Below are 26,386 nucleotides of genomic sequence, written 5' to 3' on the forward strand. Positions count from 1 at the left end.
GTTGCTAATCTGTGAATGCTTGGAACAGAGTATTAACTAATATGGTAAATAAAATATAATTGGGTGTTGTTATTATTATCGGTCATACGTATTTATAGCTGAATATGTATCGCCTTTAATATATCTTCAATATGATTTTTTGCTCGTTTGAGTAATAACGTCTTTTCACTTTCGGAGTATTTTTTATCTATTAGACGTTCTTTGATTTCCCTATATGATTTTAAATGTTTACGGAACTCTTCTTTTTCATTCTGATCTAGACAGATGATGGCGTTTTTAATCACACTGAATTGAACCTTTTCCGCCAAGTTAAGTTTTCCAGCATCAAGCTCTCTGTGCCTTTCTTCAAAAAATAAGACCAGAGGCTCAACGAGCCGGTTTCTTTCCCTTTTTTGTTTGTTTTTTCTGTATATTATAAAAACAACATAAAACATGATTGTTAATATAATAATGGTATATATAAACAGTTTAGCCTCCAATTATTAACATTATGTTACAACTTTAAACATAGTTAATTTATCAGAATTAATTTTACAGATCCAGACCAGTTTTATTATTTAAGCGCTAATATTTAGCCGTAGGGAAAAGCAGGGTTGTTACCCGCTCATCGTTTCTGATTGTATATTTCGTGAGATTTTATAGCGTATCTTTATTTGGCGCGAGTCATGGACACATGCTTGATGGCTACAACGCAGCATGAACATTTTCTTCTTCTTGTTCGTCTGTTTGTTGGTTTATCTCAAATGTTCAGGCGATGGAAAGTGTTCTGGAGCGTTTACGCCGGCGACTACTGAGCTACCTGATCTTCATCACTCATCTAAAGCCCATGCACCGCAATCCGAAACTGACTACGATATTTGGCTTAAAGAAGAAAATGTATTAAATGATCCTAATCTTAGCCTTGTAGAACAACAGCAATATATGCTCGCTCCAGACCCTAAAAGCCGACGACGCTCAACGCCGGGATTCCGTTGCCATTCTGACCGCCAGCAATGCCAGTACGCTCCCCATTACCCAGCGCTGGAATATTCCCCATCTGGGATGATGCGTAAGAAAACATGCGATAGAACCCGCCATGATGGCTATCAGCGCATTAACGAATACGCTGATGGTAATCTGGGTAATCCCCAGTGTGGCAAATTGCACAAAAACGCTGCCCTTAGCCGGATCAATAAACTGTGGCAAAAGCGAAAGGTAGAGTACGGCGGCTTTCGGATTCAGCAGATTGGTGAATAACCCCATGAGAAATAATTTGCGCGGGCTGTCTTTAGGTAAATCCCGCACTTGAAACGTTGCATTGCCGCCGGGACGAAGCGCCTGCCAGGCCAGCCATAACAGGTAAATTGCGCCAGCAAAACGAATAGTGTCATAGGCGTAGGGGACGGCCATCACCAATGCGGTAAGACCAAAAGCCGCGCAAAGCATATAAAAGATGAAGCCCAGGGCAACGCCGCCCAGAGAAATCAGTCCGGCAATCCGACCTTGGCAGATGGAACGAGAAATCAGGTAGATCATGTTCGGTCCCGGAACCAGCACCATACCTAAAGCGATAAGGGCAAAAGCGACATAATTGGCAGTATCAGGCATCAAGGAACCTCACATGTGTATAGAATAGATAGGGGAAACATATAACAATATCTCCTTGGATTAGCGAACGATAAGACGAAAACCGAGAATGCCCATCACACATCCGCTCATTCGATCCAACGATGCTTTATAACTTAGATAAATGTGGCGTGGTTTGTTGGCTGAAAGTACATAGGCAACAAATCCATACCATAGCAAGTCAATCAGAAATGCGATGATGGGGAGTGCAATGTATAGGAATACGGGGATTTTATGGCTCAATACCGCGGCAAAAATGCTGCCGAAAACTATCGCGGTATTCGGGTTACTCAACTGGGTAAGCAATCCGGTAATAAATGCTTTCCCGAAACTCATTTCTGCGGCGAGTGACGTATCAACGGTCAATGGCGTCCCAGCCCGACGAAACATTTTTATTGCCAGCCAAATCAGATAGAGGCCGCCAGCCGTTTTTAAAATCGTGTACAGCCATGGAACCAATGTCAAAACTGAATGGAAACCCAGTAACGCGATAGCGGCGAAAATCAGGCATCCTGCTCCCATACCGAGAGCTGAACCCATGGCGGCCTTACGTGATGAGGCCACCGCTGTTCTGGCGACTAAGATAAAGCTTTGTCCCGGACTCATTGCACCCAGGAGAATTGCTCCTGATATGGTTAAAATAGTCAGTACCATACTTTCCACATCAAGCCACCTTGTTTGGAGGTTAAGACGTTTGCTGGTGTACAAATTTTGTAGATCTATCATCAGAATATATTGGGCTCGCCGTTTTGGGAACCCATTCCAGATGGATTGATGCGATTTCATCACTCCTGGCAACACGATAGATGTGTAAAGCACACAGGAAATAGTGACGGAATGTCCGGCGGATTGAGGCAATATTCAACGGCAATCACGCATACTCAATAAAAGTGAACGAGATCATGGTACTGAATGGCAAGGCGAGCTAGTCTTTTTCTATGAACGGTTCACAAAGAAAGAGGCTGTCATGTATAAAACTATTTTAGTGCCTGTTGATATTGAAGAAGATGAATTAACCAAAAACGCACTAATCCATGTGGTAAAACTGGCAAAAGCGTCCGATGCCACGGTGCATCTTTTTCATGCGCTGCCGGATGCTTCGGCGTTTTTGTCCGCTTATTCTTTCGGCATAAAAGAGTTTGAGAATGAAGCCGTTGTTGAAGCTAACGAGAAGCTGAAAGATCTCATTAAAACGATCGATCTTCCTGCTTCTCGTCTGTCATTCAGCGTGAGTTTCGGTACGCCGCGTGACGAAGTTCTGCAACTGGCGGAAGAAATCAATGCCGATCTGATCGTCGTGGGTTCTCGCCGGCCGGATGTAAAAACCTACTTGCTTGGATCGAATGCCGCCGCGATTGTCCGGCATGCTAAAACATCGGTATTGGTCGTTCGTTAGTTTGATATTATCCGGCTTATTCCTGTCGTGTGAAATAAGCCGCTGTTTCACCTTAACTGACTATCCTTGCTGCCGCGGCGGTTATAGCCGCTGTTGAGGATATTTTTCTTATCAAGCTCTTCCTGACATTCGATACAATATCGCACTCCGGGCAAGGCTTTACGACGGGCCTCGGGAATTTGGACGCCGCATTCATCACAGTAGCGCGCACTTTCCCCGTTATTGAGCTGGCTACGGGCATGTGCGATGGCATCATCCACGGTAGCATCGATTTGATCCTGAACGGCTCCATCATTTGACCAGCCACTAGCCATGATTACCTCCAGAAAATAGTGGACCTTTTCTTAGTATTGGGGGGATTTGGTACGATTCAAGAATAAATACGGCAATGAGCTTGATAAAAGCAAACACAAATGCTGCCAATGCGATGCGCATTGCGTCGGAATAGCATTCAGGATCTGTTGGCGTCAGCCAGATTCACTGTCGTAGCGATCGGTATATTCAACGCGCGCAATCAACTGGTCGATGTTTCTATCTGAAAACACTTCTATGCCGTGTGCTTTCAGCAGTTCCGCCGTCACGCCATTTCCTGGCGTTTGCGTACCGTCAAACTTTCCGCTGTATATCACGTTGCTGCCGCAAGATGGGCTTCCTTCCGTCAGTAACGCAAAGCGGCATCCATGCTGTTCAGCCATTTGCAAGGTTAACCAGGCACCTAAAATATAGCGTTCAGTGACATCCTCGCCGCTCGCTTCCATTACTCTGGCGCCTTGTGCGATTACCGCGTTTCCGTCCCGCGTGGGAATAATTTCCGCGGAAGGGCGAGGGGTGGCGAATCCGGCGGCCAGTTCGGGACAAAACGTTACCAGGCGGGACTGCTTTCGCCACTGCGCAAGATACGCCTCGACAGATTTTTTCGCAGAGCCGTTATAACGGACAGGGAAGCCAGACAGGCAGGCGCTAATCAGGATTTTATTCATGGGCGGGATATTGCGTAAATATAGTTATCATAGCTGGGTTGATTGCAAGCGCAAGTACTCTTCAGCATGGATTGGACTTACTAAAAAATAGAAAAAAGTAAAACGACAGGAAAACTTAACGGCCAGGTTAGTCCTATTAACAACGATGTCAGGATCCTAATAAGCAGGGAGTTGTCTCTGCTTAGCAGGAAGGTGACGAATAGTGAAATAGCGAAACCGATGAAGTAAATGAGCTTAATTGATTCCCACAAGGTCTGGTGTGGCACGTTTGTGTCCTTTTATTCCTGATGCGTCTGCATTCTATGCCGTTAATATTTTATGATCAATTTTTTAACCCATTGATTCCATAATTGCGTCTTTAGTCTGGTGTTCCACTTACCAGGCCGATGGGGATTGACGCATCAAGCCAAGGCGTTATCTACATCTATCGGCTAACGAACTTATTCTGAACTACAGTGAGATGGTTTTTTGATTTCACAGGAGCATTTTTATGAAAATGGCGCTCGGGCCAGTGGCCTTGGCTATCATCCTGTTTTGTTCGCCAATTCATACTATGGCGCAGCCACATAAGATTTCTGATGAGCAGGTCAAAGAACTGATTATTCAAGAATCAATTTCTTCTTATCCGGGCCGCTGTCCTTGTCCTTATAATGTTGCTCGTAACGGGAGTCAGTGTGGTAAACGCAGCGCATGGAGTCGGGCTGGAGGCTATGCGCCAATTTGCTATAAAAACGAAATTTCGACACAAATGATGGCTGAATGGAGGCAGCAAAAGGAGCGCTAGTTGTATTTCTTAGGAGAGGAAATAAACTATTAATGTGCTTAGTGGAAAATGATTAGCAGATTAATCATTTGGTCAGAATATGACAGAAATATTAAATTTTTATTTCAGTATGGACATTGTTTAAGGACTATCATAGTTTGTTGTTTTATCCCACGAGAAAGGTAATAAAATGAGTGAGATATCTAGCCTGTCACTGAAGATCCCATTGGATCTGAAGGAAAAGATTAAAGCTGCAGCATTGGAAAACGGTGTTTCGATTAGTGCTGAGGTGAGTGCAAGGTTGCTACTAAGCTTTGATGATGGTGAAAAATCGTACTCATCTTCAACGGAAGTGGTAGATAATCAAGGCATCAAAGAGGAAGAAGAAACGCAGCTAACACCAAAAGAAATCAAAAAAATCAGAGCGTTACTTAAAGCTAAAGGCTCCTCAAAGAAAAAGTAATCTCCGCGTATTTTATCAGGCATGCTATACCATAACGCCCATGCTGTTACTCGTTGTGATATAGCAATGCTGCTCTTCGATAACTAAAATCAAGATTTGCGATATAATTCAGTAAGGTTCCTCCGTTTTTTGCCGATAAATGCTATTCACATCATTCGTGGAGGCAATTATGTTAATGGGAACTCTTAAAGAAACACTGATTTTTGTACAAGATGACGGCATCGGTTGTCATCGGTACGAGATCTACAAGAGTGACCATCAAGGTGGGTATTTTGCTGTTATATACGTTCAGAAAACCGTTTTACTTGATGATGTGACGGTTGTCACCTGGGTCATTGATAATCCACACTGGCATATGAAATCGCATTATATCCCCAATGCCCGTATGGAATGTGAATCTCACTGGAAAGCAACATATCGTATCTTAATAGCTTGATATAAATTGATATAAGCAGTAAAGGGCATAAGGAATTATGCCCTTTACTGCTTTTTTTAATAAAACTCACCCTTTAATGCGTATGTTATACGTGAAGTTTTCGGTTCAAATATCATGTTTTTAATTGCTCATGAATTCAAACTCTGAGGTTTGTTTTTTTATTAGTTACCTCCGGTTATCATTATAAATGAATGAATAATGAAAAACCGATCGCTTAAACAAATATATAAAGGGTGAAATATAATTGAAGGCGATATAAAGATTATTGCCGAGGCGTTGATACCACTTTGGACCGATGAGAAATAAGTGGGTAGCTCCTCTTTGCGTTGATGACCGCCATTGCTCTCTTCAATGGCGGTTTGGGGCTGGATATGATGAGAGATCTCTGACGTGCTTAGGAAATAGTCGTTGGCGCAGTCGCGCGATTTAAACGCCAGCGAATGACATCAATCAACATGAATAGCACTAGGCTGATGCCCATAACCGGTAAACAGACGGCCAGCAGGGCGGTAACGACAAGCAGTAGTAGTCTGGGGACAAGCGGGATTTGTAATAGCGCCCGGGTTAGCGTTTGAACGGGATCGAGGCCGCCCTGATGTTTTGGCCGCCGAATCCACCACATCCGGTATCCCCAGACAATGAGTGCGCACAGCCCAAGTCCGAAGGCGGCCAGCACTAGCTGATTGGGTAAACCGAACAGAACGCCCATATGCGCATCGACTCCCCAACGGGTCAGTTTGGCTGCCAGCGGGAAAGTCGAAAAATCCGTTTTGTCGACGATCTCTAGCGTCGCGGGGTTAACTGAAACGGCATCAACCTGTGTTGGCCATGCGCGATCAATTTCAGCGACCGTCCACGCCTGATTGGCTTTACCGGCTGGTCTTATCTCTATCTTCTGTGCATCAATGCCCGCGTTTCTGGCTGCGGCTAATACCCGATCAAATATTTCCGGTGAATGTTCCCGCTCCAGCGGTTGAGAGACCGGCATCGAAGCGTGATGCTCAGCGTGCTCGTCCGCGTGCATATGTTCATGGGCTGACATCGGCTCGTTGATGAGCTGTGTATTTACCGTGGGTGTTTGCCAGCCTAACAGGTTGCGTACCACGGAGATATTTTTACCGGCCCACTGTGACCAGGTTAGGCCGGTTGCGGAAAAGAACAACATACCAACCATCAGACATATGCCCAGGGTTGTATGCCAGTAGCGTAATCGTCGCCTTTGTCCCGCCGGTGTTCGGCTCGTTTTGTTTTGTCGCCGTTTGTGGGGTGGAGTTGAACGACGGGTCGTCCCCCAGATAAGTAATCCCCCCAACGCGGCTATCCATAGCCAGGATGCGGCCAGTTCACTGTAGTTGCGCCCAATATCGCCAAGCAATAATCCCCGATGCAGGTAATCAAGCCAGGTGCGGAATGGCAGAACCCCGCTAGTGCCATAAACCGTTTCATCGCCGCGAATTTCCAGTGATATGGGGTCAATAAAAATAGCCCTGTTTTCAGACGGTCCCAGTTCGCGGCTGGTAAACATCACTCTGGTGGTTTCACCTTGTCCGGACGCAGGTCGAATGGCGGCTAATCGGGTCTCATGCTGATGCCCGAGTGCCGCTTGGGCGACGGTAATTTGATCTTCCAGTGAGTGGGGAACGCCATGACTTTCGGTAAAGAGTTGATGTGCGTAAAGCCGGTTTTCAATCTGCGGCGTCAGCACATATAGCGTTCCTGTGAGTGCGGCAATGAAGATAAACGGCCCAACAAAAATACCAATATAAAAATGAAGACGAATCAATAGGGCAAGCATCGCGGCACGTGGCGATACGGTATCTGATGACACGCCTTGAGATAACGGAGCCTCGGGCAGTAATGTTCCCTGAGGCGAAGAAGCTGATGATGCCTGATTTTTAAGATGCGGCATAAAACCTTCTGAAGTCGGTTGGCAAAAATGACCAAGCCAAAAGCGATATCCGAAAAGAATATTGCAGCCAGGTTTGCTTTATAAATGCTAGGCCTATCGGCGTATATTCAATAAGGCGGCGCGCGTGGAATCGGGGAGGCAAATCTCTCGATCAGGATAACGCAGGATAGGCATAGGGTGATGCGCAGATGGGATATATCGCGCCATAGCGCAACGGTGATTCCGTTGATATCGGGCAGCGCGGGGGTATAAGAAAAAAGAGCGCAATAGCCGCAGGCGCCGTGATCCGCTATAGAGGCGGGATTAGGCGATGTGGAATTACTACTATGGGTATGAGCGCCAGACATTCCATGCATGGCATGATGGTGTTCTGCTGCAGGCGCCGATGCGCTCAGGGTTTGGGCGGCGTTACGATCGCAATGAGCCAGCGTTTGTGAAATCACTGGTGCGATGGAAATGGTTAATATGGCGAAGATACCGAACCAGGCCGGGAAACTTCGCTGCCGTAACGGGGGCAAAAGCATAAATATGGCGTTAAAGCGCTGTCGGATTCAGTGTCGCACACTGTACCCTATTTATTTTGATTTTGTTACATAAATGTTTTTTGGGGGCGAATGAAAAGGGATATGGCGGTTTCCGCCTGAAAATGACTCAGCCCGGTAAACGGAATATTCCTGAAGTCAGGACGTGGGGGTATCCGATATAGTGAAGCGTGAAAACATTAAATACGCATCAAGACTTTTCTTCCTATGCGGTTGGACAAATGACGCTTTAATGGTTTCGAGCCTCGAGGCGGTTACCGATATTGTTAAAGTTGGGGTAGTGGGGGGGCTTTTATGTATTTTTATGTAAATACGGGAATGATTACGATGTGAGCAGGGTCGAAAGACTTTTAGAGCGGGAAGTAAAATGTTATCTGTTTTCCATTTTTTATTCGGTCTATCATCTATTGGCGTTCTGGTTGCCTAAACGCTGACCTATTATGATGAATCATATTGTTATCAAGTTGTCGGAAAGCTAACTTATCCATTAATATGGATTTTAATTGATTGAAGCACACGAACAGGGGGAGTTGTGCTGGTTAAAAAACTTGGGTCTAAACAGCGGGCCGCAGGCCTTTGCTGGTTTTCAGCGATAGCCGTGTTGTCTTTAAGCGCAGCACCGGCGTGGGCATTTACTATTAACGACGTAGCGCAACAAGCGGAGGCGTTGGCAGCTAAAGGTTTCGACGCACCAAAAAGTAATCTTCCAGCACAATTCCGTGATATGAAATTTGCTGATTACCAGCAAATTCAGTTCAATCAGGAAAAATCTTACTGGAACTCGTTGCAGACGCCATTCAAACTGCAATTTTACCATCAGGGTATGTATTTCGACACGCCGGTAAAAATTAATGAAGTCACTGCTACAACGGTAGATGAGATTAAATATTCAGCAGACTACTTCAATTTTGGTTCAGTCAACCATGATCCCGAAACGGTGAAGAACCTTGGTTTTGCCGGTTTTAAAATTCTCTATCCAATTAATAAAGCGGATAAGAATGATGAAATTGTCAGCATGCTGGGCGCTAGTTATTTCCGGGTAGTAGGCAAAGGGCAGATTTACGGTCTGTCTGCTCGCGGATTGGCGATTGATACCGCGCTGCCTTCCGGGGAAGAGTTTCCGCGTTTTCGCGAGTTCTGGATTGAACGTCCTAAACCCGCTGATAAGCACCTGGTGATTTATGCCCTGCTGGATTCGCCGCGTGCGACCGGGGCCTATCGCTTTGTTATTTATCCGGGGAGCGACAGCGTTGTTGACGTTCAGGCCAAAGTATACCTGCGGGATAAGGTCGGTAAGCTGGGTGTCGCTCCGTTAACCAGCATGTATCTGTTTGGGCCCAATCAGCCGTCTCCAACGCTGAACTACCGTCCTGCATTACATGATTCTAATGGTCTGTCGATTCATGCCGGTAACGGCGAATGGATTTGGCGCCCGTTAAATAATCCTCGGCATCTGTCTGTCAGCACCTATGCGGTAGAAAACCCGAAGGGGTTCGGTTTATTGCAACGTGGTCGCAATTTCTCCTCGTATGAGGATCTCGATGACCGCTATGATCTGCGCCCAAGCGGCTGGATCGAACCGAAAGGCGACTGGGGTAAAGGTAAAGTTGAGCTTGTTGAAATTCCAACAGCCGATGAAACCAACGATAACATCGTCGCGTTCTGGACTCCGGACGTTTTACCTGAAGCCGGTAAACCTCTGGAAATGGCATACCGTCTGCGCTTTACCAGCAATGAGGAACAGCTGCATTCGCCGGATATCGCCTATGTTCAGCAGACCCGACGCTCCACCGGCGATGTCAAACAGTCTAATCTGATTCGCCAGCCCGATGGCACTATCGCGTTCATCGTGGATTTTGTTGGGCCGTCATTAAAAGAGATGGATGAAGCGACGCCGGTCACCTCACAGGTAAGTATTGGCGATAATGGCGAAGTTGTTGAAAACAGCGTCCACTACAACCCGGTAACTCATGGCTGGCGTTTGACACTGCGTTTGCGTGTGAAAGATAACAAACAGCCAACAGAAATGCGGGCTGCATTGGTTAATGGTGAAACAACATTGACTGAAACCTGGAGCTATCAGCTACCTGCTAATGAATAAGTCAACTTCTCCTCTCGATTATATCGAGAAATTGCCCTTGTCTGCCGAGCAGGCAAGGGCGCTGCGCGAAAAACTACCAGCATCAGAGCCTATCGATCAGTCCGCATTGCATCAGGTATTGTCTGATGGCTATCAGGTCAAGAGCCATTCAGAAGACGATGTTGCGCTGAATTCGGTTCACTCTCGTTTGGAGATGGCTTGGCCTGATGGTCTGAATAACGGCAAGCAATTGGGCAAAGATACCGAAGGGCGGACAGCATTGCAGGCGATGCCTACGATCACGCGTTCTTCCATGTTTCCTGATGTCTGGCGAACAAATCCGCTGGCTCGCTGGTGGGAAAGTTTGCTGGGGCGAACGGTACCGCCTCGCCACCACTATCATGACGCCAGCCCGGAAGAAACCATCGCGGAAAACAGATGGCGGATGGTCGGTACTCTGCGGCGCTATGTCCTGCTGGTTCTGACGCTTTTTCAGACGGCTGTCGCAACGTGGTACATGAAAACCATTCTGCCTTATCAGGGTTGGGCGTTGGTCGATCCGTTTGAAATGGCCCATCAGCCATTGATGCAGTCATTTCTACAACTGCTGCCATATGTGTTGCAGAGCGGCATTCTTGTTTTGTTTGCGGTTTTGTTCTGCTGGGTTTCGGCCGGTTTCTGGACGGCGCTGATGGGATTCCTCCAGTTGTTGATTGGTCGGGATAAGTACAGTATTTCTTCGACTACGGTTGGTGATGAGCCCCTCAATCCCGAGCATCGCACTGCGCTGATCATGCCTATCTGTAATGAAGATGTAGAGCGTGTTTTTGCCGGCTTGCGCGCGACCTATGAATCGGTGGAAGCGACCGGAGCGCTCGATCATTTTGACATTTATGTGCTAAGCGACAGCAACGATCCCGATACCTGCGTCGCCGAGCAAAAAGCCTGGATGGAGCTTTGCCGTGACGTAGGCGGAGCCGGGCGGATCTTTTATCGCCGCCGCCGCCGCCGCGTAAAACGTAAGAGCGGCAACATTGACGATTTCTGCCGTCGCTGGGGCAGCCAATACAGCTACATGGTTATTCTGGACGCCGACAGCGTTATGAGCGGTGAATGCCTGACGTCACTTGTCAGATTGATGGATGCGAACCCCAATGCGGGTATTATCCAATCCTCGCCGAAAGCGTCCGGTATGGATACGCTGTATGCGCGTTGCCAACAGTTTGCCACCCGTGTTTATGGCCCGCTGTTTACGGCCGGGTTGCACTTCTGGCAGTTGGGCGAGTCCCATTACTGGGGACACAACGCCATTATTCGGGTGAAGCCGTTTATTGAACATTGTGCTCTGGCGCCGTTGCCGGGCGAAGGGTCATTTGCAGGCGCCATTCTTTCGCATGACTTCGTAGAAGCCGCCTTGATGCGCCGTGCCGGGTGGGGCGTCTGGATTGCCTATGATCTGCCGGGCAGCTATGAAGAATTACCGCCCAACCTGCTGGATGAACTGAAACGCGATCGTCGCTGGTGTCATGGTAACCTTATGAACTTCCGGCTGTTTCTGGTCAAAGGGATGCATCCGGTTCACCGTGCCGTATTCCTTACCGGCGTGATGTCTTATTTGTCCGCGCCGTTGTGGTTTATGTTTTTGGCGCTATCAACGGCTTTGCAGGTTGTGCATACCTTGATGGAGCCCCAGTACTTTCTGCAACCCAGACAGCTATTCCCCGTCTGGCCGCAGTGGCGGCCGGAGTTGGCGATCGCGTTATTCTCAACAACATTGGTATTGCTGTTTTTACCGAAATTGTTAAGCGTGATCCTGATTTGCGCCAAGGGGGCGAAGGCCTATGGCGGCGCTTTCCGACTGGTTCTTTCGCTGCTGATGGAAATGATATTCTCCGTTCTGCTGGCGCCGGTTAGAATGCTGTTTCATACCGTTTTCGTCGTCAGCGCATTCCTGGGGTGGTCGGTACAGTGGAAATCCCCTCAGCGTGACGATGATGCGACGCCTTGGGGTGAAGCGTTTGTTCGCCATGGTTCTCAATTAGTGCTGGGACTGGTTTGGGCGATAGGCATGGCGTGGCTGGATCTGCGTTTCTTGTGGTGGCTGTCGCCGATTGTCTTCTCACTGATTCTTTCGCCATTTGTCTCTGTTTATTCCAGCCGGGCCTCATTGGGTTTGGGCTGTAAACGAGCCAAGCTGTTATTGATCCCTGAAGAGTATGATCCGCCGCGTGAACTGGTGGCGACCGATACCTACTGGCAGTTGAATCGCCAACATAAGCTGGATAATGGCTTTATGCAGGCGGTGTTCGATCCTTCGATTAACGCTCTTGCCAGTGCGATGGCGACTGCCCGTCATCGTTTCAGTCAGGTGATCGAGGATGCTCGTCAGCGGAACGTCAATGACGCGCTAAGCCGAAAACCGGAAGAGGTTGACGATAATCAGCGTTTGACGCTGCTGAGCGACCCGGTAACGATATCTCGTCTTCATTATCACGTATGGCAGAAGCCTGAACAGTACGCCGCGTGGTCCGAGTATTATCGGAAATTACCATCGCCGTATATTAAGGAATAATGTCCTTTTGCATCTAATAGAAAAAAGCAACGGTTGGTGCCGTTGCTTTTTTTTGTCCGTGATTGACCGATCGATAAACCCTATCTTCACGCTAATTACGCCGATGCCTAACCTTCCGGCCTATAACTACGATTGAATCATTACCGGGATATAAATCGCTAATCTCCCGGCAGCTCAAGTTTCGAGGTGCGAAGCTGTAAACATCGCCAGGAATAGACCACGTTCGCCAGAACGACCAACGCGGTCACGATAAATACGGCCCGGAAACCGTAACTTGCTGAAATGGTGGCGCCTATTATTGGGCCGGTTACATTACCAACATCCCGAAATGACTGGTTATAGCTGAATATCCGTCCGGCAATGTGATTGGATGAATGATAAATCAGTAATGTTTGCACCGCGGGCAGTAACGCGCCATCTGCGGCGCCTAACAGGAAACGGAGTGCGCCCAACTGCCAAGGCGTTTGAACGAATGCCATGGGAATCAGCAATAGGACGGAAACAATCAGCATGGCGATCAAAATACGCTCCGGGCCAATTTTGTCCCCAAGCTTGCCGAGTCTCGGAGCGCTGATCAGCGCGGATACGCCGGGGATGGCGGCAATCATTCCACTAATAAAAGCCAGGTTCTGAGTGTGTCCGGCTAGATCGCGCACGAATAAGGTTAGTATTGGGGATATTGAACCGGTAGCAACCTGGATAATCAACGTCGTAACAAACAGACTTAAAACCAGCTTGGGACTTCTTAGCGATGTCATTACCTGCCGACCGCTTAACATGTCTTTTTTACGGATAGAGGTGAAACGCTCCTGAACATAAAACAGTGTGATCAGAAAACAGATAAACAGCACAACGGCGGTAACGAAAAATACCGGACGCAACCCATAGGTATCAGCTAAATAGCCGCCAATTAGCGGGCCGATCAGCGCGCCGCTGACGGCGCCGGTCGACAACGTTCCCAGCGCCCATCCACTTTTGTTCCGTGGCACCTGGGTGGCGATCAACGCATTGGCATTCGGCACAAAACCGCCCAGAACGCCGAGAGCGGCGCGCAGGAACAGAAATTGCCATATGTTTTGCGCCAGCCCCATGAGCACCATAACAATGCACATGCCCAGCGCCGATCGCAGTAGCATCAGTTTGCGGCCTTTGCGGTCGGCAAGACGCCCCCAAAAAGGGGCGGCGATAGCGGAAAAGAGAAAGGTGATGCTGAAAACCACTCCGGACCACATGTTCAACGCTTCATGTCCGGTGACGCCAAGCAGCTCAACATAGAGAGGAAGAAACGGCATGACCAGACTGAAGGCGGCACCGGTAAAAAAGCAACCTAACCAAGCGACATAAAGATTACGCTTCCAATCAATAGGCTCCGATTCAGGGGTCATAAATTTCCGATAACGTGGTTGGTGTTTCAATCCTCACATTGCGATCTTTGGTTGAGGATAAACAAATTACATAGCAGACAATCTATTAAGTATGTGCCGCTTAAAAGATATCAGCAAGACGATCATCATCAATCTGTAAGAATTCAGTCTGTTTTCAACGGGCAGCGTGGTTGAATAAGATCTCATTCACGCCGGCTGACGTGAATGAGGCGGATGTGAAATTAATAGAGCGAGGGTTCGCCTTCTGGACGCGTTTTAAAACGACGGTGCAGCCACATATATTGATCGGGCGCTAATAGAATATTTTGCTCAACGATTTTGTTCATCCAGGCGGCCGTTGCCGTTTCGTTTTCCAAGGGAACGTCTAATTCCGCCGGCTGAATCAACAGTTCGTATCCCTTGCCCTTTGGCAGACGGCGCGGCACGAAGGGTACGATAGCAGGTTTGGCGGTTTTAGCTAAAATGTAACTTCCCACCGTCGTCGCCGCCTTATTCACAGCAAACAGCGGGACGAATACACTGCTGCGGGGGCCATAATCGTGATCGGGCGCATACCAGATAATCTCCCCCTGTTTAAGCGCCCGAATCATGCCTTTAAGATCCTTTCGGTCCAGCATGGATTTGTTTGAACGCATTCTTCCCCAGGTCTGCAACCAGTCGATCAACTTGTTGTCGTTGGGGCGATAAACCCCGATCCCCTCATTTTTTATTCCAAAGATGCGGGCGCCGAGTTCCAAGGTCAGAAAATGCAGGCCGATCAACAATACGCCGCGATGTCCCTCTCGCGCCTGCCGAATATGCTCAATGCCTTTCACCGTGAACCAACGTTCTATACGCCAGTCAGGCCAGAACCACGCCATACCGGTTTCCAGTATCCCCATTCCGACGGCTTCAAAATTTTTTCTGACGAGTCCATTTCGTTCAGCCTTCGGCATATCCGGAAAACAGAGTTCAAGGTTTCGGGTGGTAATTTCAACGCGCCGCGGCAGCAGACGCATGGATAAATGACCGAGACCGGTGCCGATAAAATAAAGCAGCGGATAGGGTAGCAATACCACCAGGTAAAGCGCGCCAATACCCAGCCAGGTTAACCAATAGCGCGGGTACAATAGTGAACGATTAAAAGTGGGGAGTTGTGTCATGGCCTCAGTATCAAATTCTGGTGCTGTTAGGCACTCAAACCGTTAAAAAGAATAAATGGAATTTTCACTCACAGGATAGATTATTACGGCACTTTCATAGGAAAACAAATTTGCGACGTGCTATAGCCTGATTTTTATACAAAAAATGAGCGGGCATATAATGATAACATTTGCCATCGACAGTGTGTAACCATTGCTGCCATTGATAAAAACGCTCTGATTATATACTGAAGCGAATCCCCGCCGGTATGGCGGGGAGCTAGGGTTGGTTTTACCGTTTGAATATCCCTCTGGCGTAACCTGGCTCACTACGCCAGTATTGGGGCGGCGCCGTTACCTGGGCGCCCAATCTGGCCGCGGCATGCCAGGGCCAGCGTGGATTAAAGAGAATAGCGCGCGCCAGTGCGACAGCGTCGGCTTCGCCGGTTCCCACGATGGCTTCGGCCTGTTCTGGTTCGGTGATAAGCCCGACGGCGATGGTGGTAATGCCGACCTCCTGTTTGATCCTTTGCGCATAGGGCACCTGATAGTTTGGTCCCGGATGAATTTGTTGTTCCGCCGAGAGGCCGCCGCTGGAGACATGAATGAAATCACAGCCCAAAGCATGTAATGCTTGGCTAACCTGAACGGATTGTTCCAGATCCCAACCGCCTGCGACGCCGTCGGTTGCCGAAATTCGCACCCCTACCGCTTTATGCGCCGGGAATACCTGGCGCACGGATTTATAGACCTCTAATACCAAACGCATCCGATTTTGCAGCGAGCCGCCGTATTCATCCGTCCGGTGGTTTGCCAGTGGTGATAGAAACTGGTGCAATAAATAGCCGTGCGCGGCATGAAGTTCGATCAAATCAAAACCGAGGCGATCTGCCCGCTTGGCGGCGTCGACAAAGGACGCGATCAACTGGTTAATTTGCTGGCGCGTCATTGCCAGGGGCTTATCGTCCTTTTCATTATAGGGAATGTCTGATGGCGCGAGCGTTTGCCATCCCCCTTGCTCTTGCCGAAGAGCGGCGCGCCCGCCCCAGGGGACATCGGTGGATGCCTTGCGTCCGGCATGGGCCAGCTGGATCCCCAACGGCATATCCGAGTGTTTTTTTACCGCCTGAATAACGGTGGCTAGCGCTTTCTCCGTTTCACTATCCCATAAGCCAAGGTCTTTGGGCGATATGCGTCCTTCGGGGGCAACGGCGGTGGCTTCAACGATCAACAGCCCTGCGCCTGAATGCGAGAGATTACCCAAGTGCATGGTATGCCATGCTGTCGCTTTACCCTCTTCGGCGGAATATTGGCACATCGGCGCGATGATAATGCGATTAGGGAGCGTGAGTTTACCGAGAGATACTGGCGAGAATAGTTGACTCATATGATGACCTTAGATTGTGATATCTCTATGGGGCATGGAGAGTACCGATCCAGATTAAAATAGAGGGGTAGCCTTCTTACGGAAAAAACACTATTTCACATTTCACGGTCGATTTCACATCCTGACTTAAGTTCTGCTATCAGGTATGATGCCGGGCCGTATCATCCGCCAGGTTAAACGCGGCGGTGAAGACTAATGATTAAACCTCAATGACGACAGGAAAGTACACCATGCCAGTGTTACATAACCGGGTGTCCAATGAGGAACTGAAGGCGCGAATGCTTGCTGAAACCGAGCCGCGAACGACAGTTTCTTTTTATAAATATTTTACGGTCGATGAGCCGAAAGCGTTCCGCGATCGGCTGTATACCCAATTTGAGCAGTTAAAGGTATTTGGCCGGATCTACATCGCGGCGGAAGGGATTAATGCTCAAATCAGCGTGCCTAATAGCCAGTTTGATATGTTTAAAACGGTATTATTCGGCGCGCATCCCGCTCTCGATAATGTTCGGTTGAACATCGCGTTGGACGATGATGGAAAATCGTTCTGGGTGCTGCGGATGAAGGTGCGTGAACGCATTGTAGCCGATGGCATTGATGACCCGACGTTTAACCCGGCGAATGTCGGCCAGTATCTGAAAGCCGAGCAGGTTAATGCCATGGCTGACGATCCCAATACGCTTTTCGTTGATATGCGCAATCACTATGAATACGAGGTCGGACACTTTGCAAATGCGTTGGAGGTTCCTTCGGATACTTTCCGTGAGCAACTTCCGATGGCGGTGGATATGCTCAGGCATGAGCAGGATAAAAATATCGTGATGTATTGTACCGGCGGGATCCGCTGTGAGAAAGCGAGCGCTTATATGCTGCATCACGGTTTTAAGCACGTCTATCACGTTGAGGGCGGGATTATTGAATATGCTCGCCAGGCAAAAGCTCAGGGACTGCCGCTGAAGTTTATTGGCAAAAACTTTGTGTTTGACGAGCGGATGGGGGAAAGAATTTCTGATGACGTTATCGCGCATTGTCATCAGTGCGGCGCGCCTTGTGATGCCCATACCAACTGCCGTAATGAAGGCTGCCATCTGTTGTTCATCCAATGTCCGGCGTGTGCGGAAAAATACGAAGGCTGCTGTAGCGTCAACTGTCAGGAAGAGCGTCGACTGCCTCTGGCGGAGCAACGCGCTCGGCGCAGCGGTCGAGAAAATGGCATGAAAGTGTTCAATAAATCCAAAGGGTTATTGAAATCCACATTACACATTCCAGCCCCTGTTGGCAAAGAGGGGGCGAAGTAGCGAAACTAAAAAGCCCTTTCATCAATGGAAAGGGCTTTGAGTATCTAGCATTGATCGATTATTTCTGGCGAACGCCCTCGACAGAAATAATCAATTGAACCTCCTGGGAGGCCGGACCCAAATCCTGGGTAATATTAAAGTCTTTCAGCTTGATCGTCCCTTCCGCTTCAAAACCGGCGCGATAATTACCCCATGGATCGTCGCCCTGACCGATCAGTTTTGCCTCTAGCGTCACGGGCTTGGTTACGCCGTTCAGGGTCAGGTTACCGGTAATGTCGTATTCATCGCCGTCTTTTTTCACCGCTGTGGAGGTGAATGTCGCCTGAGGAAATTTGGATACATTCAGGAAATCCGCACTACGGATATGCTTGTCGCGCTCCGCATGATTGGTATCGACGCTATTGGTATTGATGGTGACATTCACTTTATCGGCAGCAGGATTGCTTTCATCAAAAGTAAACGTCCCGTCAAAATCGTTAAAGCCGCCATAAATCCAGCTATAGCCCAGATGGTTAATGCGAAACTGGATAAATGCGTGTTGGCCTTCCTTATCAAACTTGTAATCGGCGGCTAAAGCCGATCCGGCAGAGGCAAGTAAGGATGCGGCGGTCAGGCCCAATAGTGTTTTCTTCAGCATCGGTGTTCTCCATTAATTCATAAAGTTAAGGGATGTTGCGGCCCAACATCCGTTTCAACGTCGTATCACCATCTATGAAGTGGTGCTTTAAGGCGGCTAAACCGTGCAGAGCTGACAGCGCTACCACCACCCAGGCAAGATAAAGATGCACGGTACCGGCAATATCGGCTTGGTCCGTCAAACCTTCTAATGTCGCTGGCACAGAAAACCAGCCAAAAACTGAAATGGGTTGCCCTTCGGCCGTGGAAATCAGATATCCACTGATTAATATCGCGAATAGAACAACGTAAAGCGCAATGTGCGCCAAAGTGGCGCTGATGCGAGTCAGGCGTGAATAACTGCTTAATGGTTGCGGCGGCGGGGAAATAAAACGCCAGATCACGCGGAATATCAAGACGGCAAAAAGCAGTACGCCGATACCTTTATGGATTTCGGGGGCGCGGTGATACCAGACATCATAGTATCCCAATGTCACCATCCACAGCCCTAAGGCAAACATACCGTAAACGGTTAATGCGACGCTCCAGTGGAGGAGAATACTGATATGACCATAACGAGATGAGGTGTTACGCCAAAACATAGCTATGACTCCTTATCAGGTAACTCGTACAATTTTGCAAACTTAAACATGTCTAAACATAAAAGCAATATAAAGCCACATTTTTTAACAGTTTGACGAATTTAAACAATTTTTTTGAATTTAAATTCATATCTTGTTCAATCTGATAAGGGGGAAAATTTGCTGATATTCACTTCATTGCGCGCGGAAAAGAGGGGTTGGCAGTATTCACTGAATCATTTATTAGTTGAATAATTATGTAGTGCGTTACTATTTTGCGGCCTTTCAGACAGGGCAAACAATAAGACGCGATATGAATGATTGAGGATGAAACGAGGGAAAAATGCGGCGTAGCGGTAAAATAACAACGCCGTCAGTAAGACGGCGTTGTTATTGGGACAATAAATCGAAAATCAATAAATCTGGTATAAAAAAATAATAATAAACGTTATCAATGGCTAATGCTTTCGATAATCAAGAGATTGGCAATCGGTTGATTCAATTTTAGCAATGCCTGCTTCAAGTATGTATATAAGTTTTCTGGCTACATCTGTCGTTAACCATAACGTCCGGTCAACTTGCGCTTCATCTGGAGCCTGATCCGAGGTGGATAAATAGTGTAAACGGATCATCATGGCGTCATAACTGTCAACAGTGCTGATGTCCCAACCTACAAGAGGATGTGTTTGAATAACTTCATTTTCTCTATCCATAAATACCCCTTATTGACTAGTTACTAACATGAGTGACTAACGAGGTTTAAGGCGGCTCCTTATTTAGAAGAGCATTAACAGTATATCGTCGCTAATTTAATTTATGAAAAATATTTTAAAAAAATCTGCAAAAATTTTTTTCGAACACTAATTAAACAGTCCGGGACAAAAGGCATTCATCTGGACTGTTTCGAAGGATTGAATAAAAGCGAATTTATTCGGTATTTAAACCGGCGTTCTTCTCTAAAGTGGCGACAAAACGAGCAAGATGTTTTTTCATCAAAGGATCCCGATTTTCATTTTGGGACTCCAGCTTCAGATTGTGGATCAGCAGCTGGTTCGCTTTTTCATCCAGGCAGAAAACCAGAGACGAAAATGCAAGCTCCAATGCGTCAATCTTGCGCTGCTGTGCGCCAATCAGCTCCAGCAGTTCACCGAATGTCATAGCCTCTTCCGGTTTTTCTACTGTCATAATAGGTATCCTCAGTCATAACAGGATGGCAAGATGCCTCGAGCAATAGTCATTGCAGCTGATAACTTATCATTCAGCCAACGCTTTCAACAGGCTAAATTTACTCGTTACGGCCGTAGGGCTCGTCTTTCGTACCGTTGCGAGCGGCATTGACGTTAAAAAATGCGTCGCTATTTCTTATTCTGGCATAAACCAGTCGTCTGCGCTTTCCCAGGTTTCTTGCAGCAATTCAGAGATACGTTCTTTGTCATCTTTATTGCCGCCCAGAACGCTAAGGTTATTGGCCGCCGCATAACGGATATGAATCGATGTATCTGGATAGTGCTGGTGAATTCGTTTCCCCAACTCCTGAGTCAGTGCTTCAAGAGCGCCTGAGGGTAAAGGGGATGACTTTGCTATGGTAATTTCGACACGCATAATTGCCTCCATTGATAACTGTTTATTTATACAGTTATCAATGAAAAAGAACAAGCGACGATGAAAAAATTACTGCCTTACCAAACCAACATCACGATGTAAACCGACATTTCCGGCTATGCCGCCGCATGGTTTGGAACACCACCCATCACACATTGATAGCGTGCATGACGGGCCTGTCAGCTATCGGATTGACCAGTTAAGGCTTTGTCCTGCCAGGAAGGGGACCAACGACTCATTGCCTATTGAAATTTCTTCAGGGAAGCTAACCGGTTCGCGGTGGAGTTCTATCCAGTCTTCATTAACCGGCAAGCCATAAAAACGTGGCCCATTCAACGAACAAAATGCTTCAAGTTTATCCAGCGCATTCATTTCATCAAAAACCGTCGCGTAAGCGCTCAAGGCCGCCTGGGCGTTGAATACGCCGGCGCAGCCGCAGCTGGATTCTTTTCTGTGTTTAACATGAGGCGCTGAATCCGTGCCAAGGAAAAGCCGCTCGCACCCGCTGGCAACGGCATCCCGCAGCGCTTGCTGGTGAATATTTCTTTTGAGAATGGGCAGGCAGTACAGATGCGGGCGGATCCCGCCAACCAGCATGTGATTGCGGTTAAACATTAAATGTTGGGGGGTAATCGTGGCGGCAAGATACTCATTACCTGATACAATGTACTGCGCGGCTTCTTTGGTCGTGATGTGTTCGAATACGACTTTCAGTTCGGGGAACCGCCGACGTAATGGTTCCATAACCAATTCAATAAATCGGGCTTCCCGATCGAAGATATCTATTTCAGGATCGGTTGCTTCGCCGTGTACTAACAACGGCATCCCTATTTCCTGCATTTTTTCCAGAACGGGATAGATGTTGGCAATGTCTGTTACGCCATGACTGGAGTTGGTCGTCGCATTGGCCGGGTATAATTTGGCGGCGGTAAAAACGCTTTGCTCAAAGCCGCTGACAATCTCTTCAGCCTCCAGCGAGTCAGTCAGATAACACGTCATCAACGGTTGAAAACTGTCTTCTCCGGGGATCGCGGCCAGAATGCGCTGACGATAGGCGACGGCGCTTGCTACGCTGGCGATCGGCGGTGTCAGATTGGGCATGATGATAGCTCGGCCAAAAAAGCGGCTGGTGTATGGCAGTATGGTTGCGAGCATCTGATCATCGCGTAGATGAAGGTGCCAATCATCAGGGCGGCGGATTTTCAGTATGTCTGGCAGTGCGGTCATGGAATAGGCTCCAGAGGTCAGTAGAAAAACATCATCTGTCAGTTGGTTTGGGACTAATTCTGCGGGGAATAAGAATAAGTGCAAAGCCATTCGAATGCATCCGTTAGTTGCTGAATGCTTAAAATTAACTAGTATAACCACTACGACTATTGGCATTTCATGCCTTATCTTTTGATCTTTAAACATAAATTATAGAAGGACTAAAATGGAAATTCGTATCGTTGCCAGCTTACAGGCTAAAGCGGAATTTATTGACGATGTTACTGCCGCAGTGAAGCAGGCCGTAGCGCCTAGCCGTCAGGAAGCGGGCAATCTGCAATATGATTTGCATGAAGAAATCGACAAGCCTGGCGCTTTCGTCTTCTTTGAGCGTTGGAAAAATCAGACGGTACTGACGGAACATGAGCAATCAGCGCATTTCAAACGACTAATCGCTGAGTTGGAAGGGAAAACCGAGTCATCGAGCATAAAGCTGCTGAAATATCTGGGCTGATAAAAATACCTGAGCGTTTTAGGGGGCGGGCAGGGATAGCCCGCCATAAAAAAACGCCTGGAGCGTTTTTCAACGCTGCTTGCGGCGGCCCGAAGGGGGGCGGGCAAGGATAGCCCGCCATAAAAAAACACCCGCCGATTGGCGGGTGTTTTTACTGGTGATGAAATGGATTATTCATTAACCGACGTTGGCTTGGTCGCAGGCGCCGCCGCATGATTAACGGCTGAATGGCCTCCGGCTGAACCCTTGCCGCTGAATTGATACGCGGGACGATTCCAGTCGCTCTGACGTGCAGGTTCCGGTTGATAATCCGGAGCCGGCGCTTTAGTCATCGGTGCGGTTGCATGGAACTTATAGCGCGGCTGTGGTGTTTCCGCTGCTGTCGGTTGAGCAGAAACAGCCGGTTCTTCCGCTGATGCAATCGGCGCGGTAGTTATGACCGGCTTAGGTGCGGTTTCTTCAGCAACTTTATCGCTTTCCCCGGCAATCTCGCCGGTTTCTTCGACAACTTCATTGCCTTGTTCGGCAACTTCATTGTTTTCTCCGACAATTTCATCGCCTTCTTCGATAACGTCATTGTTTGCTTCGACAACTGCATTGCCTTCTTCAATAATGTCATTGTTTGCTTCGACAACTGCATTGCCTTCTTCAATAACGTCATTGTTTGCTTCGACAACTTCATTATCTTCTGCGACAACCTCATCGCTTTCACCATACGCTTTCTCCTCTACGAGGATTGACGGAATGGCATCGGCATCGGTTTTCGTTTCGACAATCTCATCCGTAACGGAAGCCTCAATCGCGGCCGCTGCCGGCGTCTCACCAGCGACGGATTCGGCAGAGACGGCGCCGGCATTTTCTTCCGCAGGTTGATCAGCAGAAGTTTGCTGTGCCGGTTGCACTGGGTCGACAACGGAAGTCGCTGCTTCATCCGGTACAGACGCAGTTTCCGGATTGGCGCTTACGGGGCTTTCTACCGCCGTTGGCGCTTCGTATACCGTGGTTGCGGGAACCGTAGCGGCTTCCACAACGACCGGCAGGCTCGGTGTGGCGATTGCTGCGTTATTTTTCGCATTTTCCGCCTGCTGCTGTTCTTCGAGCTGTTCCAGCGATTGGTATTGGGCGACCGGGTAGTTTATCCACACTTTACCTGACGCCAATTCCGGAGACGATGCAGCATATTCCAACGGCATTGGCGACTGAGACGGATAACGCTCGTCACGGTAACGGCGACGGCGTTGACCGCTAACGCGCAGATGGCGTGGCGAGCGGCGGGAACGGCGCGGCATACCGTTATTTTCCGGATTCGCGCCCTTATTGGCATCAGCGGCCTGCGAGTTTTCCGTTTCGCTAGCGTCGGCGACGGTAATCGTCGCTTGCTCAACAGGCGCGAGCTGCGGCGCAACGGTTTCCGCTGCTGCTGCGGATACGACTGTTTCGGCTGGCTCGATTTCAGACTGAATCCGCACTTTCTGCGTCAGTTGGCGACGCTGGCGGCGCGGCATGACCTGTGCCGGTTTTTCCTGCTCGGCAACACTCTCTTCCGTTTCAGCAACAGCCGTATTTTGTACTTTCGCTTCCTGCTGAGGCTGCTGACGTTTATCGTCTTGACGACGGCGCTGACGCTCTGCGCGCGGTTCGCGACGCGGTTGCTCATCAATAACGGCTTTTTCTTCCGTCTCTTCCGCCGCGCGAGTTTCTGGCGCTACTTCAGTATTCTGGCGTTTATTACGGCGCTGCTCCTCACGGGGTTCACGATTGTCACGTGGATTACGATCGCGGCGGTTATTGCCTTGACGACGCGTATTCCGACGTTCCTGGCGCGGGCTCTCGTTGGCCTCGGCGGATTCGGTCTTCTTCTCGTCCGCGGTTTCTGCGGCCTCGGTAGAGGGTTCGGAAGCGAAAATGCCTTTCAACGCACCGAATAAACGACTGACAAGCCCTGGCTGAGCCGGCGTCGCAGGGGAAGCGGCTGACGGAGCCGTATTTTCCACCGTCGGCGCTTTATTTTCCGCAGGCATGTTGGGCATGGTGAAGGTTGCTAACGCTGGCTGCTCAGGCAGTTTGCGTTCGGCAACCTGCTCTTCCTGCAATAATTGCTGGGCTTCGGTTTCCAGCAGTTGCGGCAACAGATAGCTGAGCGTCGGCTTTTCTTCTCCATTACGCACGCGTACGACGGAGTAGTGCGGCGTCTGCATGCCATCATGCGGGACGATAACGGCACGAACGCCCCCCTGACGCTTCTCAATAGCATTGACCGATTCGCGTTTCTCGTTCAGCAAATAGGATGCAATCTGTACGGGAACGATGGCGTGAACTTCTTTGGTGTTCTCTTTCAGCGCTTCTTCTTCGATAAGACGCAGAATAGACAGAGAGAGAGACTCGTTGTCACGCACGGTACCGGTACCGCCGCAACGTGGGCAGACGTGATGGCTTGACTCGCCCAGTGAAGGGCTGAGGCGCTGGCGCGACATTTCCAACAGACCAAAGCGAGAAATCCGGCCAATCTGAATGCGGGCTCGGTCCTGACGGACGGAATCACGCAGGCGGTTTTCTACTTCCCGCTGGTGGCGAACCGGCGTCATGTCGATAAAGTCGATAACGATCAGGCCGCCCAGGTCACGTAACCGTAACTGGCGGGCAATTTCATCGGCCGCTTCCAGGTTGGTGTTGAACGCCGTTTCTTCAATATCGCCGCCGCGGGTGGCTCGGGCGGAGTTGATATCAATTGCGGTCAACGCTTCGGTGGTGTCGATGACGATAGAGCCGCCGGAAGGCAGGCGCACTTCACGCTGGAAAGCGGACTCAATCTGGGATTCGATCTGATAATGGCTGAACAGTGGAATTTCACCGCTGTAAAGTTTGATTTTACTGTTGAAATCCGGGCGGCCAAGCGCGGAGATATGTTCTTTCGCCAGATCGAGAATTTTGGGGTTGTCGATCAGGATTTCGCCGATATCCGGGCGTAAATAGTCACGGAAGGCGCGAACAATCACGTTGCTTTCCTGGTGGATCAGGAAAGGGGCAGGGCGGCCTTCAGCCGCTTTCTTGATGGCTTCCCAGTGTTTCAGACGGAATGCCAAATCCCATTGTAGCGCTTCGGCGGATTTGCCGACGCCCGCGGTACGAACGATAAGCCCCATACCGTCGGGTAACTCTAAAGAGCCTAATGCTTCTTTCAGCTCAGTGCGATCGTCGCCCTCTATTCGGCGTGAAATACCGCCGGCACGGGGATTGTTTGGCATTAGTACCAGATAACTGCCGGCCAGACTGATAAATGTTGTCAGTGCTGCGCCTTTGTTGCCTCGCTCTTCTTTATCTACCTGAACAATGACTTCCTGTCCTTCACGCAAGACATCTTTGATGTTGGGACGACCATGAGAGGAATAGTTGCTGGGGAAATACTCGCGAGCGATTTCTTTGAGAGGGAGAAAACCATGTCTTTCCGCGCCATAATCAACAAAAGCGGCTTCAAGACTGGGTTCAATACGGGTGATTTTACCTTTGTAGATATTCGCTTTCTTCTGCTCATGACCGGGACTTTCGATATCCAGATCATACAGCCGTTGACCATCAACCAAGGCAACACGCAACTCTTCCTGCTGAGTCGCGTTAATCAACATTCTCTTCATCTTTAACTTACTCGTTATTTTTACTTACATTATTGATAGAGCTGCGGACAAAAGAACCGCATGACCGGAGTGAACCGATGGCCTCGTGGCTTATCGCAAGGACGTCAACCTCCCGGTTGTCGCCTGCATAGAGACGCATGTTTCGGTAGCCTGTATTTCCTGGTGGAAAACAGCGCGTTTACTGAGGGAACAGCTTCTGAATAATGTCGCCAGATCTGATTCCATTTGCCGGCCAAGCTGCAATCCGCAGCCCGCTAACTGCTTGATATCACATTACGTCTTACGCCATTGCTGCGTTT

The 26,386-nt window shown here is 48.8% G+C and carries 26 protein-coding genes; 8 read left to right on the forward strand and 18 right to left on the reverse strand.

The window, feature by feature from the left end:
• Positions 1–92: 92 nt before the first annotated feature.
• The 3 genes from ACN28R_RS05425 to ACN28R_RS05435 form a co-directional block, all read right to left on the reverse strand.
• The gene (locus ACN28R_RS05425) at positions 93–479 is read right to left on the reverse strand and encodes a hypothetical protein (protein ID WP_048638505.1); all 387 of its coding nucleotides are present in this window, start codon (positions 477–479) and stop codon (positions 93–95) included.
• Positions 480–954: 475 nt separating this feature from the next.
• Complete coding sequence (locus ACN28R_RS05430; protein ID WP_095833832.1) at positions 955–1,587, reverse strand: LysE family translocator; 633 nt, start codon at positions 1,585–1,587, stop codon at positions 955–957.
• A 60-nt stretch (positions 1,588–1,647) separates the two neighbouring features.
• Positions 1,648–2,268, reverse strand: a complete 621-nt coding sequence (locus ACN28R_RS05435) for a LysE family translocator (RefSeq protein ID WP_372490566.1) — start codon at positions 2,266–2,268, stop codon at positions 1,648–1,650.
• 304 nt (positions 2,269–2,572) lie between these two features.
• On the opposite strand from ACN28R_RS05435, the gene ACN28R_RS05440 reads away from it, so the two are divergent.
• On the forward strand, positions 2,573–3,001 hold the full coding sequence (locus ACN28R_RS05440; protein WP_048638507.1) for a universal stress protein: 429 nt from the start codon (positions 2,573–2,575) through the stop codon (positions 2,999–3,001).
• Between the two features lie 47 nt (positions 3,002–3,048).
• Here the strand turns inward: ACN28R_RS05440 and ACN28R_RS05445 are convergent, their stop codons facing one another.
• The 3 genes from ACN28R_RS05445 to ACN28R_RS05455 all read right to left on the reverse strand — a co-directional run bounded on the left by ACN28R_RS05445 (position 3,049) and on the right by ACN28R_RS05455 (position 4,247).
• Positions 3,049–3,315: a DksA/TraR family C4-type zinc finger protein gene (locus tag ACN28R_RS05445; RefSeq protein ID WP_048638508.1), complete on the reverse strand. Its 267-nt coding sequence runs from the start codon at positions 3,313–3,315 to the stop codon at positions 3,049–3,051.
• Positions 3,316–3,468: 153 nt separating this feature from the next.
• The gene (locus ACN28R_RS05450; RefSeq protein WP_048638509.1) at positions 3,469–3,981 is read right to left on the reverse strand and encodes a 2-thiouracil desulfurase family protein; all 513 of its coding nucleotides are present in this window, start codon (positions 3,979–3,981) and stop codon (positions 3,469–3,471) included.
• An 80-nt stretch (positions 3,982–4,061) separates the two neighbouring features.
• The gene (locus tag ACN28R_RS05455) at positions 4,062–4,247 is read right to left on the reverse strand and encodes a GhoT/OrtT family toxin (RefSeq protein ID WP_072065876.1); all 186 of its coding nucleotides are present in this window, start codon (positions 4,245–4,247) and stop codon (positions 4,062–4,064) included.
• 224 nt (positions 4,248–4,471) lie between these two features.
• On the opposite strand from ACN28R_RS05455, the gene ACN28R_RS05460 reads away from it, so the two are divergent.
• From ACN28R_RS05460 to ACN28R_RS05470, 3 genes are all read left to right on the forward strand, one after another.
• Positions 4,472–4,765, forward strand: coding sequence for a hypothetical protein (locus ACN28R_RS05460; protein WP_095833833.1), 294 nt, complete (start codon positions 4,472–4,474; stop codon positions 4,763–4,765).
• A gap of 169 nt (positions 4,766–4,934) precedes the next feature.
• Complete coding sequence (locus ACN28R_RS05465) at positions 4,935–5,207, forward strand: hypothetical protein (protein ID WP_095833834.1); 273 nt, start codon at positions 4,935–4,937, stop codon at positions 5,205–5,207.
• A 169-nt stretch (positions 5,208–5,376) separates the two neighbouring features.
• Positions 5,377–5,643, forward strand: a complete 267-nt coding sequence (locus ACN28R_RS05470; RefSeq protein ID WP_095833835.1) for a hypothetical protein — start codon at positions 5,377–5,379, stop codon at positions 5,641–5,643.
• Positions 5,644–6,037: 394 nt separating this feature from the next.
• Here the strand turns inward: ACN28R_RS05470 and ACN28R_RS05475 are convergent, their stop codons facing one another.
• Positions 6,038–7,552 carry a PepSY-associated TM helix domain-containing protein gene (locus tag ACN28R_RS05475; protein ID WP_095833836.1) on the reverse strand — a complete coding sequence of 505 codons (1,515 nt, stop codon included), beginning with the start codon at positions 7,550–7,552 and terminating at the stop codon, positions 6,038–6,040.
• Between the two features lie 107 nt (positions 7,553–7,659).
• A complete protein-coding gene (locus tag ACN28R_RS05480; RefSeq protein ID WP_095833837.1) occupies positions 7,660–8,076 on the reverse strand; it encodes a DUF2946 domain-containing protein in 417 nt (138 codons plus the stop codon).
• A 610-nt stretch (positions 8,077–8,686) separates the two neighbouring features.
• Between ACN28R_RS05480 and ACN28R_RS05485 the strand changes: the two genes are divergently transcribed.
• Entirely contained in the window at positions 8,687–10,195 is a 1,509-nt protein-coding gene (locus ACN28R_RS05485) for a glucan biosynthesis protein G (protein WP_236840231.1), read from the forward strand.
• Positions 10,188–12,746, forward strand: a complete 2,559-nt coding sequence (gene mdoH, locus ACN28R_RS05490) for a glucans biosynthesis glucosyltransferase MdoH (protein ID WP_095833839.1) — start codon at positions 10,188–10,190, stop codon at positions 12,744–12,746. Before ACN28R_RS05485 ends, mdoH begins: the two co-directional genes overlap by 8 nt.
• 158 nt (positions 12,747–12,904) lie before the next feature.
• Here mdoH and mdtG read toward each other — a convergent pair whose 3' ends face one another.
• The 3 genes from mdtG to ACN28R_RS05505 all read right to left on the reverse strand — a co-directional run bounded on the left by mdtG (position 12,905) and on the right by ACN28R_RS05505 (position 16,639).
• Entirely contained in the window at positions 12,905–14,131 is a 1,227-nt protein-coding gene (mdtG, locus tag ACN28R_RS05495) for a multidrug efflux MFS transporter MdtG (RefSeq protein ID WP_095833840.1), read from the reverse strand.
• 221 nt (positions 14,132–14,352) lie between these two features.
• Positions 14,353–15,273 (reverse strand): Kdo(2)-lipid IV(A) acyltransferase, encoded by a 921-nt coding sequence (locus ACN28R_RS05500; RefSeq protein WP_048638518.1) that lies wholly within the window; start codon positions 15,271–15,273, stop codon positions 14,353–14,355.
• 271 nt (positions 15,274–15,544) lie between these two features.
• Positions 15,545–16,639, reverse strand: a complete 1,095-nt coding sequence (locus tag ACN28R_RS05505; RefSeq protein WP_095833841.1) for an NADH:flavin oxidoreductase/NADH oxidase — start codon at positions 16,637–16,639, stop codon at positions 15,545–15,547.
• 230 nt (positions 16,640–16,869) lie between these two features.
• Here ACN28R_RS05505 and trhO point away from each other — a divergent pair, with 230 nt between their 5' ends.
• Entirely contained in the window at positions 16,870–17,937 is a 1,068-nt protein-coding gene (gene trhO, locus ACN28R_RS05510) for an oxygen-dependent tRNA uridine(34) hydroxylase TrhO (RefSeq protein ID WP_048638520.1), read from the forward strand.
• Between the two features lie 58 nt (positions 17,938–17,995).
• Here trhO and ACN28R_RS05515 read toward each other — a convergent pair whose 3' ends face one another.
• From ACN28R_RS05515 to pyrC, 6 genes are all read right to left on the reverse strand, one after another.
• Entirely contained in the window at positions 17,996–18,571 is a 576-nt protein-coding gene (locus ACN28R_RS05515) for a YceI family protein (RefSeq protein WP_048639906.1), read from the reverse strand.
• Between the two features lie 28 nt (positions 18,572–18,599).
• Positions 18,600–19,154 (reverse strand): cytochrome b, encoded by a 555-nt coding sequence (locus tag ACN28R_RS05520; RefSeq protein ID WP_048638521.1) that lies wholly within the window; start codon positions 19,152–19,154, stop codon positions 18,600–18,602.
• Between the two features lie 437 nt (positions 19,155–19,591).
• Positions 19,592–19,846 (reverse strand): biofilm formation regulator BssS, encoded by a 255-nt coding sequence (gene bssS, locus ACN28R_RS05525; RefSeq protein WP_048638522.1) that lies wholly within the window; start codon positions 19,844–19,846, stop codon positions 19,592–19,594.
• 214 nt (positions 19,847–20,060) lie between these two features.
• A complete protein-coding gene (locus ACN28R_RS05530; protein WP_048638523.1) occupies positions 20,061–20,318 on the reverse strand; it encodes a hypothetical protein in 258 nt (85 codons plus the stop codon).
• A gap of 177 nt (positions 20,319–20,495) precedes the next feature.
• Positions 20,496–20,735 carry a DNA damage-inducible protein I gene (gene dinI, locus ACN28R_RS05535; protein ID WP_048638524.1) on the reverse strand — a complete coding sequence of 80 codons (240 nt, stop codon included), beginning with the start codon at positions 20,733–20,735 and terminating at the stop codon, positions 20,496–20,498.
• Positions 20,736–20,918: 183 nt separating this feature from the next.
• On the reverse strand, positions 20,919–21,962 hold the full coding sequence (gene pyrC / locus ACN28R_RS05540; RefSeq protein WP_095833842.1) for a dihydroorotase: 1,044 nt from the start codon (positions 21,960–21,962) through the stop codon (positions 20,919–20,921).
• Positions 21,963–22,167: 205 nt separating this feature from the next.
• On the opposite strand from pyrC, the gene ACN28R_RS05545 reads away from it, so the two are divergent.
• Entirely contained in the window at positions 22,168–22,455 is a 288-nt protein-coding gene (locus ACN28R_RS05545; RefSeq protein WP_048638526.1) for a putative quinol monooxygenase, read from the forward strand.
• Between the two features lie 170 nt (positions 22,456–22,625).
• Here ACN28R_RS05545 and rne read toward each other — a convergent pair whose 3' ends face one another.
• Positions 22,626–26,087, reverse strand: a complete 3,462-nt coding sequence (gene rne, locus ACN28R_RS05550; protein ID WP_095833843.1) for a ribonuclease E — start codon at positions 26,085–26,087, stop codon at positions 22,626–22,628.
• Positions 26,088–26,386: the final 299 nt, after the last annotated feature.

The sequence above is a fragment of the Brenneria goodwinii genome (genome assembly GCF_002291445.1).
In the GTDB taxonomy this organism is placed as follows: Bacteria; Pseudomonadota; Gammaproteobacteria; order Enterobacterales; family Enterobacteriaceae; genus Brenneria; species Brenneria goodwinii.